Annotated in this window: 15 protein-coding genes; 4 read left to right on the forward strand and 11 right to left on the reverse strand. The window is 33.1% G+C overall.

The genetic code is table 11. The features are described from left to right. Positions 1-81: 81 nt before the first annotated feature. From BM296_RS19020 to BM296_RS19075, 11 genes are all read right to left on the reverse strand, one after another. Entirely contained in the window at positions 82-1,590 is a 1,509-nt protein-coding gene (locus BM296_RS19020; protein WP_317041598.1) for a M20/M25/M40 family metallo-hydrolase, read from the reverse strand. Between the two features lie 351 nt (positions 1,591-1,941). Then, on the reverse strand, positions 1,942-2,706 hold the full coding sequence (gene trpA / locus BM296_RS19030; protein ID WP_091905744.1) for a tryptophan synthase subunit alpha: 765 nt from the start codon (positions 2,704-2,706) through the stop codon (positions 1,942-1,944). A 7-nt stretch (positions 2,707-2,713) separates the two neighbouring features. Then, positions 2,714-3,898, reverse strand: a complete 1,185-nt coding sequence (gene trpB / locus BM296_RS19035; protein ID WP_091905746.1) for a tryptophan synthase subunit beta — start codon at positions 3,896-3,898, stop codon at positions 2,714-2,716. Beyond that, complete coding sequence (locus tag BM296_RS19040; RefSeq protein WP_455565249.1) at positions 3,895-4,500, reverse strand: phosphoribosylanthranilate isomerase; 606 nt, start codon at positions 4,498-4,500, stop codon at positions 3,895-3,897. The genes trpB and BM296_RS19040 overlap by 4 nt, the downstream gene beginning before the upstream one ends. 20 nt (positions 4,501-4,520) lie before the next feature. Beyond that, positions 4,521-5,306, reverse strand: coding sequence for an indole-3-glycerol phosphate synthase TrpC (gene trpC / locus BM296_RS19045; protein ID WP_091905750.1), 786 nt, complete (start codon positions 5,304-5,306; stop codon positions 4,521-4,523). A gap of 51 nt (positions 5,307-5,357) precedes the next feature. Further along, entirely contained in the window at positions 5,358-6,353 is a 996-nt protein-coding gene (gene trpD / locus BM296_RS19050; RefSeq protein WP_091905752.1) for an anthranilate phosphoribosyltransferase, read from the reverse strand. A gap of 52 nt (positions 6,354-6,405) precedes the next feature. Then, entirely contained in the window at positions 6,406-6,969 is a 564-nt protein-coding gene (locus BM296_RS19055; protein ID WP_091905754.1) for an anthranilate synthase component II, read from the reverse strand. Between the two features lies 1 nt (position 6,970). After that, positions 6,971-8,368, reverse strand: coding sequence for an anthranilate synthase component I family protein (locus BM296_RS19060; protein WP_091905756.1), 1,398 nt, complete (start codon positions 8,366-8,368; stop codon positions 6,971-6,973). A 252-nt stretch (positions 8,369-8,620) separates the two neighbouring features. Continuing rightward, complete coding sequence (locus tag BM296_RS19065; RefSeq protein ID WP_091905758.1) at positions 8,621-9,202, reverse strand: YceI family protein; 582 nt, start codon at positions 9,200-9,202, stop codon at positions 8,621-8,623. A 31-nt stretch (positions 9,203-9,233) separates the two neighbouring features. Beyond that, complete coding sequence (locus BM296_RS19070; protein ID WP_091905760.1) at positions 9,234-9,866, reverse strand: NAD(P)H-dependent oxidoreductase; 633 nt, start codon at positions 9,864-9,866, stop codon at positions 9,234-9,236. An 11-nt stretch (positions 9,867-9,877) separates the two neighbouring features. Further along, positions 9,878-10,324 (reverse strand): MarR family winged helix-turn-helix transcriptional regulator, encoded by a 447-nt coding sequence (locus BM296_RS19075; protein WP_091905763.1) that lies wholly within the window; start codon positions 10,322-10,324, stop codon positions 9,878-9,880. Between the two features lie 139 nt (positions 10,325-10,463). Between BM296_RS19075 and BM296_RS19080 the strand changes: the two genes are divergently transcribed. From BM296_RS19080 to BM296_RS19095, 4 genes are read left to right on the forward strand one after another with little or no spacing between them, the layout of a single operon-like run. Further along, positions 10,464-10,772, forward strand: a complete 309-nt coding sequence (locus BM296_RS19080; RefSeq protein ID WP_091905766.1) for a rhodanese-like domain-containing protein — start codon at positions 10,464-10,466, stop codon at positions 10,770-10,772. Between the two features lie 57 nt (positions 10,773-10,829). Continuing rightward, a complete protein-coding gene (locus tag BM296_RS19085; RefSeq protein ID WP_091905768.1) occupies positions 10,830-12,107 on the forward strand; it encodes a DUF2851 family protein in 1,278 nt (425 codons plus the stop codon). An 11-nt stretch (positions 12,108-12,118) separates the two neighbouring features. Further along, a complete protein-coding gene (locus BM296_RS19090; protein ID WP_027067864.1) occupies positions 12,119-12,346 on the forward strand; it encodes a PspC domain-containing protein in 228 nt (75 codons plus the stop codon). A gap of 3 nt (positions 12,347-12,349) precedes the next feature. Beyond that, positions 12,350-13,357 (forward strand): potassium channel family protein, encoded by a 1,008-nt coding sequence (locus tag BM296_RS19095; RefSeq protein ID WP_091905771.1) that lies wholly within the window; start codon positions 12,350-12,352, stop codon positions 13,355-13,357. The last annotated feature ends 34 nt before the right edge of the window (positions 13,358-13,391 follow it).

A 13,391-nucleotide genomic window follows, 5' to 3' on the forward strand; every position in this document is an offset into this window, starting at 1 on the left:
TTTAGGGTTTATTTTTTGCCTTATGTGGAATAACTAGCAAGAACATTAATTCTATATCTTATCCATGTTGTTTTGGCTAGTTTATTCTTGTGAGGTACTTAAAATGGCATAAAATGTTTCAATACCATAAGCTATTTGCCCAATTTTTAAATTTTCATTAGGGCTATGTTGATTGTTGTCAGGGTTAACCATAGGAACAATAAATGCCGGAATTTTCAATTCATTGATGAAAGGAGATATAGGAACTGTACCACCCATAATTCTAATTTGAACAGGCTTTTCTCCAAATTTATTTTCCATAGTTTTTACAATACTATTTCCAAAAGGGTTATTTAAATCTGTGCGGAAAGCATTGGTAACAGAACCTTCTTTAATAGTAACAATTCTGTCATATTTTAAACGGTCTTCTTTGGTAGGCTCAGTAGCCATAACATGATAACCTTGATTTTTAATATGGTCTTTTACTAAGTTTTTAAGTCTGGTACCATCAGATTCTGGTACTAATCTTAAATCTAATTCTGCAGTAGCCGTTGCCGGTACTATTGTTCTTGCTTTCTCGCCAATCCATGCAGATCCTAATCCCCTAATGTTTAAGGAAGGATACTGTAAAGCTTCTTGATAAAAGCTACCTACTTTCTCAGGATTGGCAATTGCTAGGTTGGTGTTGATTTCTTCCACATTGTCTGGTACACTTTTTAATATTTCTAGTGTAGCTTCATCTAAAGTAATACCGTCATAATATCCTTTAACTAAAACTCTACCATCAGCATCTTTCATGGTGGCTAGTAATTGAGCTAATTGAAAACCAGGGTTTGGTGCATAGTTGCCATAATGACCACTGTGCTGAGGTTTTATTGGACCGTAAGTAGTTATGGATAATGTTGTGATACCTCTACAGCCATACACGATAGTCGGTTTCCCAGACACATGTACAGGTCCGTCATTAATAACTAGAAAATCTGCCTTAAGTAAATCTTTATAGGTACGCACAGCTTTTGGTAATGGTGCGCTACTCTTTTCTTCTTCACTATCTAAAATAACTTTTACATTATAAGGTAAGTCTACTTTGTCTTTTTTAAGCGCATCTATTGCATTTAGGAACATCACAATTGGTCCTTTATCATCAGAAGTAGATCTGCCAAATAGTCTCCAATCATAATTAATGTCATCGGTTAAATCTGAAAAGGATTCTTTTTTCCAACCATCTTCGGTTTTAGATTTCAATTCTATTTTGTATGGATCTGATTGGTCCCATTTTGTAACATCTACAGATTGCCCATCTAAATGCATATAAAATAATATCGTTGGTTTATTGTCATCTATTGGTAAGTTGGCAAAAAATAGAGGTAAACCTTCGGTTTCAAGAATGGTGCTATTGAATCCTCTCTCAGTAAACTTTTTTCTAAGCCAATATAAGTTTGTGTCTATATCATCTGCATTTAAAGCATCATTTGGTATGGCTACAAATTCTCTTAGTTCAGTTATTGCATTTGCAACCTTAGATTTTATAAGAACTGAATCTTGTGAGTGGGCAGAATAAAGTGATAGGAATAATAGAAGGGTAAGAAATTTTTTCATTTTCGTTCTCATAGTTATATTCTTTAAATGTAGGCAAAATGCAGGGAATACGTGTTAGAGTGGAAGGTCGCAAATGTTAAGGTTTTTCAAATAATCAAGAAAATCAATAATATATCTGATTAATCGAATAGTCAGAACTTATTCCTTGTTTTAAAAAATTTCGAAAATAACAGTCTACCTAATAGTATAAAAGGTAAACCATGCAGTAAAACATCGAACCAATCCATAAATTGCATACCGATTGCACCCCCTAAAATCCATTTTAATTTTCCATAAATATGTGGTTCGGGAAAAAAGGGAGCCAAACCTAATGTAAGGCACAATAAGACTATTAGTTTCCAATTATTTAGAATCTCCATGAATTTATCGAATTGTCTTAACAAACTCAGCAACAGAGTTAGCTCCATTAGCCGTCAAATGCTTAATAAAGGCAGATCCTATTATAGCGCCTTTCGCAGTTTTTGTAGCTTGTTGAAATGTTTCTTCGTCTTTAATACCAAAGCCTACAATTTGCGGGTTTTTTAAATTCATGGCTGAAATACGCTCAAAATAGTTTTCTTGTTCTTGACCAAAACCAGATTTAGAACCTGTAACACTTGCTGAACTAACCATGTAGATAAATCCGTCTGAAGCACTGTCGATTTGATTAATACGTTCATCACTAGTTTGTGGTGTAATCAAGAATACGTTTATGAGTCCGTATTTTTTAAATGTGGCTTCGTAATCTTCTTGATAAACATCTAGTGGAAGATCAGGTAAAATGAGTCCATCAATACCAATTTCTTGACATTTTTTACAGAATGCCTCAACACCATACTGTAGAACAGGATTAAAGTATCCCATAATAATTAAAGGGATAGAAACAGATTTACGAATATCTTTTATTTGATTGAATAGTATTTCTGTAGTCATTCCATTTTTCAGTGCAGCTGTAGAGCTTTCTTGAATAGTTGGTCCGTCGGCTAATGGGTCACTAAATGGTAAACCTATTTCAATCATATCAACCCCATTCTTTTCCAAATCTTGAATAATTTGTACAGTGTCGTTCAGTGAAGGGTAACCGGCGGTAAAATATATAGAAAGAAGTTTTTTATCCTCTTTTAATTTCAATGTAATTCTATTGCTCATAATAAGGTTATGCTAACTTAAAGTAATCAATATAAGTGTTCAAATCTTTATCTCCACGACCAGAAAGACTAATAACGACAACATCGTCTTTTTTGAATTTCTTATGTTCAAAAATGGCAAATGCATGTCCTGTTTCTATAGCCGGAATAATACCTTCTAGTTGAGAAAGCTCTAATCCTGCAGCCATAGCTTCATCATCTGTTGCCGAATAAAACTCTGCACGACCAGATTTAAATAAATGGGAGTGCATTGGTCCTACGCCGGGGTAATCTAACCCTGCAGAAATAGAATATGGTTCTGTAATTTGACCATCAGTAGTTTGCATCAACATGGTTTTACAACCGTGAATAATACCTACTTTTCCAAGAGCGGAGGTAGCTGCACTTTCTCCAGAATTAACACCTTTACCTGCAGCTTCAACAGCAATAATGCCAACTTCAGCCTCGTGTAGAAAATGGTAGTATGTACCGGCGGCATTACTGCCACCACCAATACAAGCTACTACATAATCAGGATTTTCGCGACCTTCCTTCTCTTTTAATTGCCATTTTATTTCCTCGGAAATAACAGATTGAAAACGAGTAACCATATCAGGGTAGGGATGTGGTCCAATAGCTGAACCAATAATATAATGTGTGTCTACCGGATTGTTGATCCAATCTCTAATTGCTTCGTTTGTAGCATCTTTTAAAGTTCTGCTACCAGATTTAGCAGGGCGTACTTCGGCACCTAGCATTTTCATACGAGCTACATTTGGAGCCTGGCGGGCAATGTCAATTTCACCCATGTAAACGATGCATTCCATTCCCATTAATGCACAAACAGTAGCAGTGGCAACACCATGCTGACCTGCACCTGTTTCGGCAATAATTCTAGTCTTGCCTAATTTTTGAGCCATTAGAATTTGACCTATTGTGTTGTTTACCTTGTGCGCACCAGTATGGTTGAGATCTTCTCTTTTTAGATAAATTTTACATCCGTGCTTTTCAGAAAGGCGTTTAGCAAAATATAGGGGAGAAGGTCTGCCTACATAATCTTTTAAAAGCTGATTAAATTCTTTCTGGAAAGAATCTTCATACATCAACTTTAAATAATTTTGTCGTAGTTCCTCAACGTTTGGGTACAACATTTCAGGTATAAAGGCACCACCGAATTCACCGTAGTATCCTTTTTCATCAGCATTATAGTTCATAGCGCTTCTTTAAACTTTTGTAGTTCATCAATATTTTTTAATCCTGGTTCCAATTCAAACTGGCTATTTACATCAATAGCATAACAATATTTAGATTCAGGCAACTTCATGAATTCAGTAATCTTATCAAGATTGTTTAATCCAATACCTCCGCTTAAAAAATAAGGTTTGGTAGAAGGGTAATTTTTTAAAACGGACCAATCAAAAGTATAGCCATTGCCACCAGGTAATTTCCCTTTAGTGTCAAAAAGGAAGTAATTGCAAACACCTTCATAAGGTTTTAAAATTCCGAAATCAAATTCCTCTTTAATAGAGAAAACTTTTATGATATCAACTTTCTGATTTTCTTTCTTAAGGTCTAAAGCAATCATAGTACAGTATTCTGGACTTTCGTGACCGTGTAATTGTAATCCCTGCAATTGATGCTGTTTTACCATCTCAACAACATAAGTAGGGTCAGCATCAACAAATACTCCTACTTTACTAATTGTATGTGGAAGGTTTGGCATTTCACCTTCAAAAAATCTTGAAGAATGTTCCCAAAATATAAAGCCTAAATAGTCTGGTCGCAATTGTGCAACTTCAGTCGTATTCAGTTTCATTCCACAAATTTTAAGCTTCATTAGTTCTTTAGGTTTTTAATGAATTCAATCGCACTCTCACCAGGGTTGTCCGTTTTCATAAAATTCTCCCCAATTAAAAAGCCTTCATAACCATATGGTTTTAATTCTTTAATAGCCTCTACAGAACTAATACCACTTTCAGAAACTTTGACGAAATCATTGGGAATCAGTTTTGATAACTTTTTACTAGTATCTAAACTAACCTCAAAAGTCTTTAGATTTCTATTGTTTACACCAAGCATATCTAAACTGGGCATAATAGATTTATGAAGTTCATCTTCGTTATGTACTTCTAACAATACATCTAAACCTAAACTTTTAGCAAGCTCTGAAAAGGTTTTTATTTCTTGTTTTGTTAAAATAGCGGCAATTAATAAAATTACGTCAGCACCATATGCTTTAGCTTCAATTATTTGATATTCACTAACAATAAATTCTTTTCGTAATAATGGTAACTGTACAGATGCTCTAGCTAATATTAAATCTTCAATAGAGCCACCAAAATATTTAATGTCGGTTAAAACACTCATGCCACATACACCAGCTTTCTCATAACCTTTAGCCACCTGACCTACGTTTGCATTTTGGTTGATGCTTTCTTTGGACGGAGACCTACGTTTAAATTCAGAAATAATTCCCGTATCACTATTTCTTAGTGCCTGAGCTAAAGAAAAAGTATCCCTTTCAAAAAGTATAGAATGCTCAAATTGAGAAGGAGGAAAAATCAATTTTTTTAAATCGACTTCCTTACGTTTATCGGCTACTATTTTATCTAGAATATTCATATACTATATGTTCTTTATAATCTCGTTATAGCGAGATACGAAGCATTCTCTTTAATTTTTACTTAGTTCCTGTATTTTCTTCAATGCAATCAATCCTTTTCCACTTAGCAAAGATTCTTTAGCTCTTTCAAAACCTTGAAGTGGTGTCAAATCTTCTACCGTTGCAATAGCAATACCTGCATTGGCACATACCACATTATTTTGGGCTTCGCTACCTTTGCCTTGTAAGACGTTTAAGAAAATTTGAGCAGAAGTATCAATAGAATCTCCTCCAACAATATCACTTTGCTTAATTAGTTTCACACCAAAATCTGATGGTTTTAGCATACTCTCTGTATGGTTGGAAATAGTTTTGGTATTTCCTGTCAAAGAAATTTCATCATAACCATCTAATGCATGAAGTACAGTGAAATTTTTATCGGTCTTTTGATATAAGTATCCGTACATACGTGCCAGTTCTAAGTTGAAAACACCAACCATTTGGTTCTTTGGAAATGCAGGATTAACCATAGGACCTAACATATTAAAGAATGTTTTAACCCCTAAATCTTTTCTGATCGGAGCAACATTTTTCATGGCAGGATGAAATAAGGGAGCATGTAAAACACATATACCAGCTTCATCAATGCATTTTTCTAAAAAGCCAGCATCATTACTGAATTTTATTCCAAGAAACTCCATTACGTTGCTACTACCACATTTAGAAGAAACTCCGTAATTACCATGTTTAGTAACTTTTACGCCTGCACCTGCAGTGACAAATGATGCTAGTGTAGAAATATTAAAAGTATCTTTACCATCACCACCAGTACCACAAAGGTCAATAGGATTGTAGGCAGATAGATCTACCGCCAAACATAAATCTAGCAAAGCATCTCTAAAACCTTCTAATTCTTCAATGGTAATACTACGCATCATATATACGGTTAAAAAGGCCGCTATTTGACTAGTGTTGTATTCACCTTTTGCAATATTCACGAGAATACGTTTTGCATCTTCCTTTGAAAGTATTTCGTGATTTATAAGTTTATTTAGTGTCTCTTTCATTCTCTAAGTTGTATTACATAAAACCTTAAGGCTTATTATATGATAATTAAGCTTAAGCGTTTAACCAATTTTCTAACATCTTTTTCCCTTGTGGTGTTAGAACAGATTCTGGGTGAAATTGAACAGCTCGAACATCATAAGTTTTATGACGAAGCGACATTATTTGTCCGTTTTCATCTAAAGAAGTAGCTTCTAATACTTCTGGCAAATCAGGATTCACCACCCAAGAATGGTACCTACCTACTTCAATCTCTTTAGGCAGGCCTTCAAAAATAGTATCATCTATTATAATTTGTATTTTGGTTGCAATACCATGATACACTTCATCTAAGTTTATTAGTGAACCACCAAAAACTTCGGCAATAGCTTGTTGTCCCAAACAAACACCGAATATACTTTTGGTAGGTGCATATTTTTCGATAATCTGTTTTAATAATCCAGCTTCATCAGGAATACCAGGACCTGGAGAAAGTACAATTTTATCAAAAGCATCAACCTCTTCTAGAGTAAGTTGGTCATTACGTTTTACAATAACCTCGCAACCTAATTCCTCTAAATAATGCACTAGGTTATAAGTGAAACTATCGTAATTATCTATAACTAATATTTTCTTCATCTTATATTTCTTCAGCTATTTCTAATGCCTTGGTCAAAGCGCCCAATTTATTAAATGTCTCTTGTAATTCACTTTCTGGATCAGATGCAGCAACTAAGCCGGCACCCGCTTGGTAATGTAATTTGTGATTTTTACTTAAAAAAGTTCTAATCATTATGGCATGGTTAAAGTTTCCTGTAAAATCCATGAAACCAATAGCGCCACCGTAATAACCGCGACTTGTTTTTTCATATTTTTCAATAAGCTGCATGGCCATATGTTTTGGTGCACCACTTAATGTACCTGCGGGGAAAGTATCTGCTACCACTTTCATAGTAGGGATATCACTTTTCTTCATTCCCGTAACCTTAGAAACTAGGTGAATAACATGCGAGAAAAACTGCACTTCTCTATAGTTTTCAACTTGTACAACACTACCATTTCTACTAAGGTCGTTACGTGCAAGATCTACCAACATAACATGCTCGCTATTTTCTTTATCGTCTGTTTTTAATTCTTTTGCCAGTTGCGCGTCTTGTTCGTCATTACCCGTTCTTTTGAATGTACCTGCAATAGGATGTATTTCTGCTTTACCATCACTGACAATTAATTGTGCTTCTGGAGAACTACCGAATATTTTAAAATCGCCATAGTCAAAATAGAATAAATAAGGAGAAGGGTTTACTGAACGTAAAGCTCTATATACATTAAACTCGTCGCCTTTAAAACCTTGAGAAAAACGTCTACTTAGCACAAGTTGAAATACATCTCCGCGTTGGCAATGTTTTTTAGCTAGAGCAACATGCTCTCTATATTCTTCATCCTCTAAATTAGACTCTCTTTCACCATCAATTTTAAAATTGTAAGTGGCAAAATTTCTAATATTTAATAGCTGTTCTAATTCTGGAATATTGTTTTCAGTTTCATAACAATGAGCAAAAAGATATGCTTCATTTTTGAAATGATTTATGGCTATAATGTTTTGATATACCGCATAGTAAATATCTGGAATTTGAATAGAATCATCTTTTACAGATAATTTTACATCCTCAAAATAACGAACGGCGTCATACGTCATGTACCCGAACAACCCGTTGTTAATAAATTTATAGTCATTGTCATCAGCTTTAAAAGCCTTGCTGAAAGAATCTATAATGTCAACAACGTTTGTTTGTGGGGTAATTTGTATTTCTTCAGTAACACCATCTGGAAATTGCTTGGTAATAACTTCGTTTTCTACTTTAATTGACGCAATAGGGTTGCAGCAGATATATGAAAAGCTATTATTGTTGGCGTGATAGTCACTACTTTCTAATAAAATACTGTTTGGAAAACGGTCTCTTATTTTTAAATAAACACTTACCGGCGTAACAGTGTCGGCAAGAATTTTTTTATGATATGTCTTAAATTGATAGGTCATAGGTACTTTTATAAAATAAAGAAGGCTTGTCGTGATGACAAGCCTTTATATAGTTTTACTACAATGATGCTATGCTCACGATGTTTTTCGTAAGTTGTTCCACCACCAAGTATTTACATTTAAATTTTTCATTGAGCTCAAATATAAAAAGGAAATTTAAACTATCAAACTTTACCTTGTCAAAAATAAAAATCCCCTTGTATTTATATCAAAGGGATTTTAAATTGTTGTAATATGAATGTTTTAAAACAATTATAGTGCTAAATCAACCACTAAGTCAAAATCATCATAGATTGCTTTATCTCCAAGATTGTCAAAAAAGCTTCCAGAACCATATTTAATATCAAATTTAGTTCTATCTACTTTCATAGTTGCTGAAGCTTTGTTTTCAAACATAGATACTACCAATGTAACTGGTTTTGTAATTCCTTTTATAGTTAAATCTCCAGTAACAGTGTATGAGTTGTTGTTCATTGCCTTAACAGAAGTAAAAACCAATTTAGAAGTTGGGTTACTTTCTACGCCAAAGAAATCAGCAGATTTCAAATGACCCTCAAGTTTTTCTTTTCCTTTTCCTGCTTCTAGATCATTACACGTAATTGATGTCATATCTATAACAAATTCACCACCTGTTAATTTCTTGCCGTTCATTTCTAAATGACCAGATTTTAGATTAATGTTACCATTGTGTTCTCCTGTTACCTTGTAACCTTTCCAAGTAACTGTGCTTTCGCTAACTTTTATTTGTTTTTTTTCTCCATCAATTGGTGTAGATGCTGTTGCACTAAAACCGAATATAGCTACGAATGCTAAACTTAATAATGACTTCTTCATGTTCTTTAATTTTAAAATGATTGTGTTTAATTTATATATGGGTAATAATTTGTTCTTTAGAATATCTAACCTTAGGGTAGTGCTGTGTTGTGTCGTCAGCAGATCTATAACCAACTGCCAAAACTACGGCAGCATTTAAATCTTTGTCGGTAAGACCTAAAATTTCATTGTATTTAGCTTTATCGAAACCTTCCATTGGGCAGGTGTCAATTTTCATTTCAGAAGCTACGGTCATTAAATTCCCTAAAACAATGTACGCTTGGTTAGATGTCCAAGTATTCTTATATGCATCGGGTAAATCTAATAATGTAGATTTCATAGTTTGAGAAAAGCCTTCAAGGTCTTCTTTTGAAACTCCACGTATAGCCATAATATTAGCTATGTAATCGTCGATCATAGTTTCATTAAAAGTTGGTTTATTTGCAAGTACTATTAAATAAGATGCATCTGTTATTTGAGGCTGGTCATAAGAAGCTTCTCTTAGTTTTTGTCGTACATCTGTATCTTCAATAACATAAATTTCATATGGTTGTAAACCATAAGAAGAGGCAGTTAATCTAGCAGCTTCTAAAAGAGTTTCTAAATCTTTTTCGCTTACCTTTTTTGAGCTATCAAATTTTTTGGTGGCATAACGCCAATTCAATTTATCTACTATTGAGTTCATTTATTTTTAACTTAAAATTTATTTAATAATTCATTTAGTTCATGTAATTCTGCATCGCTAAAGTTTTTAAGTATTTTCTTCTCAGCTTCAAAAAGTATTCCATCAATTTCATTTAGAAAATTTAAGCCAGCTTCAGTGATGACAATTTCAACCTTTCTTCTGTTTTTTAAACAGATTGTCCTGTTGACGAAATTTTTTAAAATTAGTTTATCGACTAATCGTGTAGTGTTGCTCATTTTGGTAACCATTCTATCATTTATGGTAGACAGGTTGGCAGGTTTACCATTTTGACCCCTTAAAATTCTTAAAACATTAAACTGTTGTATAGAAATATCAAAAGGTTTAAGAACCGCAGATACTTCCTCATCTAGTTTATTGGCAACTAATGCCACATGTATTAATGTCCGTTTTACCAACGGCATTTTTTTATTTGTTTTAATAACTTCCTCTACATTCATGTTGATACAATAATTGTATATACAAATGTATGTTTAATACATGGTTTAAAATTATCTTTAAGATTAATTATTTGTTAAAATTATCGGAGACCAACAATTACAGAAAAATCAATTATTTTTACCATATATAATTTATACTATGGCAGATTTATCACAACAAGATTGGGAAGAGCAGTTAGCGAAAGATTCTAATGCGATCATACTCGATGTAAGAACAGAAGAAGAAATAGAAGAAGGTATCATTCCAAATTCTATTAACATTGATATTTATAAGGGTCAAGAGTTTGTAGAAGAACTTGAGAAATTGGACAAAACTAAAAATTATTACGTTTACTGTAGGTCAGGTAATAGAAGTGGACAAGCTTGTGCAATAATGAAAAACCTAGGGTTTGATACTGCATATAATCTTCAAGGAGGTTTTATGAACTGGGAAGGAGAAACAGCTTAATTTTTATTTATTTCAGAAAATATGCCCGCTTTACAGCGGGTTTTTTATTTTTATAAAATGAAGGAAGACTTGCTTCATTTTATCTGGAAGTTTAAAAAATACCCCATTAATGGGCTTGTGACCACATCTGGCGAAGCTATTAACGTGGTATCTACAGGAATACATAATCATTTAAGTGGACCGGATTTTTTTAATGCTCAATTAGAATTGAATCAACAATTATGGGCTGGAAATGTTGAGATTCATATAAAATCTTCTGACTGGTATGCTCATAATCATCAAGAAGATTCAAATTATGATAATGTAATACTGCATGTTGTCTGGGAAGATGATTTATCGGTCTTCAGAAGAGATGGTAGTCAAATACCTACATTAGCTTTAAAAGAATATATTCCATTAAAAATTTTAGATACCTATCAAAATCTCTTTGACGCCAGAAACTATAAATTCATTAATTGTGAAAATGAGTTTATTAAAGTAGATGAATTTATTAAGGATAATTGGATGGATCGGTTGTTTGTAGAACGGTTAGAACAAAAGAACGTCATAATAAATAAGTTGCTCGAAGAAACAAATAATAACTGGGAACATGTTTTGTTTCTAATGCTATTGAAAACCTTTGGCTCTAAAATTAATGGAGAAACTTTCATGGAAATAGGAAAATCTATTAATTTTTCAATCATTAGAAAGTTATATAACAAACCACTAGAAATGGAAAGTTTGCTTTTTGGGCAAGCCAATTTGTTAAATGGCGCAGATGAAGGTGACAAGTATTTTAATGATTTAAAAAAAGAGTATGCATATTTGAAGCATAAGTATAATTTAAACTCGGTTTTTAAGTCTCCAGAATTTTTTAGACTAAGACCTTCAAATTTTCCTACCATTCGTATTGCGCAACTAAGTGCCTTTTATGTTAAGAATAATAATTTGTTTCATTTATTAATAGAGAAAGATGAGCCTAATGTTTCTGGGGTATTAAATGCAGAAATAAGCGAGTATTGGGAAGACCATTTCAATTTTGGTAAAACTTCTAAAAAAAGTAAAAAGAGAGTTACTGATTCTTTTTTAGATTTACTTATGATTAATACCATAATACCTTTAAAATTTGCCTTTCAACGTTATAAGGGCAGTGTAGATAATGATGCATTGTTAAAATTAATGACAGATATTAAAAAGGAGGAAAATAATTTAATATCTAAATTTGGAAAATTAGGCGTGACAGTTAAAAGCGCTAAAGATTCTCAAACATATTTACAATTGTATAATAATTACTGTAGTAAAGACAAATGTTTAGATTGTGCTATTGGGGCATCTTTAATGAATATAAAAGTCTAATTTTATACCAAATGAATGTATTCTATAAATTATTACTCTATTTTCAGAAAAGAGGGTTTGAGGTTTGTGGTAGAATTGCCGAACGTTTGGGTATAAGGGCTAGGGTGGTTAGAACCTCTTTTATTTACCTCACTTTTGTTACTGTTGGTTTTGGATTTGCATTATATCTATTTTTAGCATTCTGGCTTAGAATAAAAGATTTAATTTATACAAAACGGAATTCTGTTTTTGATTTATAAAGTATGATACAATTATTTAAATCTAAAATTTATTTAGCATTGACGTTAATGCTAATGGTTTTAGCTTTTGGTGTGCTTGGGTATCGATTTGTTGCAGATTATTCGTGGGTTGATGCTCTTTATATGACCATTATTACGGTCACCACTGTTGGCTTTTCTGAAGTAAGACCAATGGGTCCCGAAGGGAAAATATTTACAATTATCCTTATAGTTACTAGCGTATTTATAGTTGGTTTTGCCATATCTATAGTTACGGAATACCTACTCTCCAGAAATTCAGTAGAACTGCTAAAAAAGAAGAAGATGAAGAATGCAATTGAAAATTTAAATCAACATGTTGTTGTTTGTGGCTTTGGACGTAATGGTATGCAGGCAGCAGAAAAATTGAAAGCATACAAGCGCCCATTTGTAGTTATTGAAAAAGAAAAAGAAGTAATAGAGAGATTTAGTGAAGATATTTTGTTTGTTGAAGGCGATGCTAACGACGATGATGTATTGGTAGAAGCAGGTATTGAAAGAGCACAATACCTTATTGCTACTTTGCCAGATGATGCAGCAAACTTGTTTGTGGTTTTATCTGCTAGGCAAATGAAAAAAAATCTATTTATAATAAGTAGGGCATCTTTGGTTAACTCTCAAAAAAAGTTGTTTTTAGCCGGTGCCAATAAAGTTATTATGCCAGATAAAATTGGAGGTGATCATATGGCTTCATTAGTGGTGATGCCAGACCTGATTACTTTTATGGATAAGCTCTCGATGGAAGGTGAGAATACCACAAACTTGGAAGAGGTAGCTATAGAGGATTTTGCAAATCAAATTGATTGTAATTCGTTGAGAGATTTAGATTTACGAAGAAAAACAGGTTGTACCATAATAGGGTATATCTCTCCAGATGGTGATTATACCATAAACCCCGAAGCAGATATGAAACTACAGCCAAAAAGTAAGGTTATAGTTTTGGGTAGACCAGAACAAATAAAGAAATTAAATGAAATGTTCAATATAGAATAATCATCTTTCTGTCATATATATTTGATTGCATCCA

This window comes from Maribacter stanieri (assembly GCF_900112245.1).
GTDB lineage: Bacteria > Bacteroidota > Bacteroidia > Flavobacteriales > Flavobacteriaceae > Maribacter > Maribacter stanieri.

What these genes read in the sequence shown, in the direction of transcription:
- BM296_RS19065 (WP_091905758.1), bottom strand. Translation starts at nt 9,202, where the DNA reads ATGAAGAAGTCATTATTAAGTTTAGCATTCGTAGCTATATTCGGTTTT.
- BM296_RS19090 (WP_027067864.1), top strand. Translation starts at nt 12,119, where the DNA reads ATGAATGTATTCTATAAATTATTACTCTATTTTCAGAAAAGAGGGTTT.
- BM296_RS19055 (WP_091905754.1), bottom strand. Translation starts at nt 6,969, where the DNA reads ATGAAGAAAATATTAGTTATAGATAATTACGATAGTTTCACTTATAAC.
- BM296_RS19095 (WP_091905771.1), top strand. Translation starts at nt 12,350, where the DNA reads ATGATACAATTATTTAAATCTAAAATTTATTTAGCATTGACGTTAATG.
- BM296_RS19075 (WP_091905763.1), bottom strand. Translation starts at nt 10,324, where the DNA reads ATGAATGTAGAGGAAGTTATTAAAACAAATAAAAAAATGCCGTTGGTA.
- trpB (WP_091905746.1), bottom strand. Translation starts at nt 3,898, where the DNA reads ATGAACTATAATGCTGATGAAAAAGGATACTACGGTGAATTCGGTGGT.
- BM296_RS19020 (WP_317041598.1), bottom strand. Translation starts at nt 1,590, where the DNA reads ATGAGAACGAAAATGAAAAAATTTCTTACCCTTCTATTATTCCTATCA.
- BM296_RS19070 (WP_091905760.1), bottom strand. Translation starts at nt 9,866, where the DNA reads ATGAACTCAATAGTAGATAAATTGAATTGGCGTTATGCCACCAAAAAA.
- BM296_RS19040 (WP_455565249.1), bottom strand. Translation starts at nt 4,500, where the DNA reads ATGAAACTGAATACGACTGAAGTTGCACAATTGCGACCAGACTATTTA.
- trpD (WP_091905752.1), bottom strand. Translation starts at nt 6,353, where the DNA reads ATGAAAGAGACACTAAATAAACTTATAAATCACGAAATACTTTCAAAG.
- BM296_RS19060 (WP_091905756.1), bottom strand. Translation starts at nt 8,368, where the DNA reads ATGACCTATCAATTTAAGACATATCATAAAAAAATTCTTGCCGACACT.
- trpA (WP_091905744.1), bottom strand. Translation starts at nt 2,706, where the DNA reads ATGAGCAATAGAATTACATTGAAATTAAAAGAGGATAAAAAACTTCTT.
- BM296_RS19085 (WP_091905768.1), top strand. Translation starts at nt 10,830, where the DNA reads ATGAAGGAAGACTTGCTTCATTTTATCTGGAAGTTTAAAAAATACCCC.
- trpC (WP_091905750.1), bottom strand. Translation starts at nt 5,306, where the DNA reads ATGAATATTCTAGATAAAATAGTAGCCGATAAACGTAAGGAAGTCGAT.
- BM296_RS19080 (WP_091905766.1), top strand. Translation starts at nt 10,464, where the DNA reads ATGGCAGATTTATCACAACAAGATTGGGAAGAGCAGTTAGCGAAAGAT.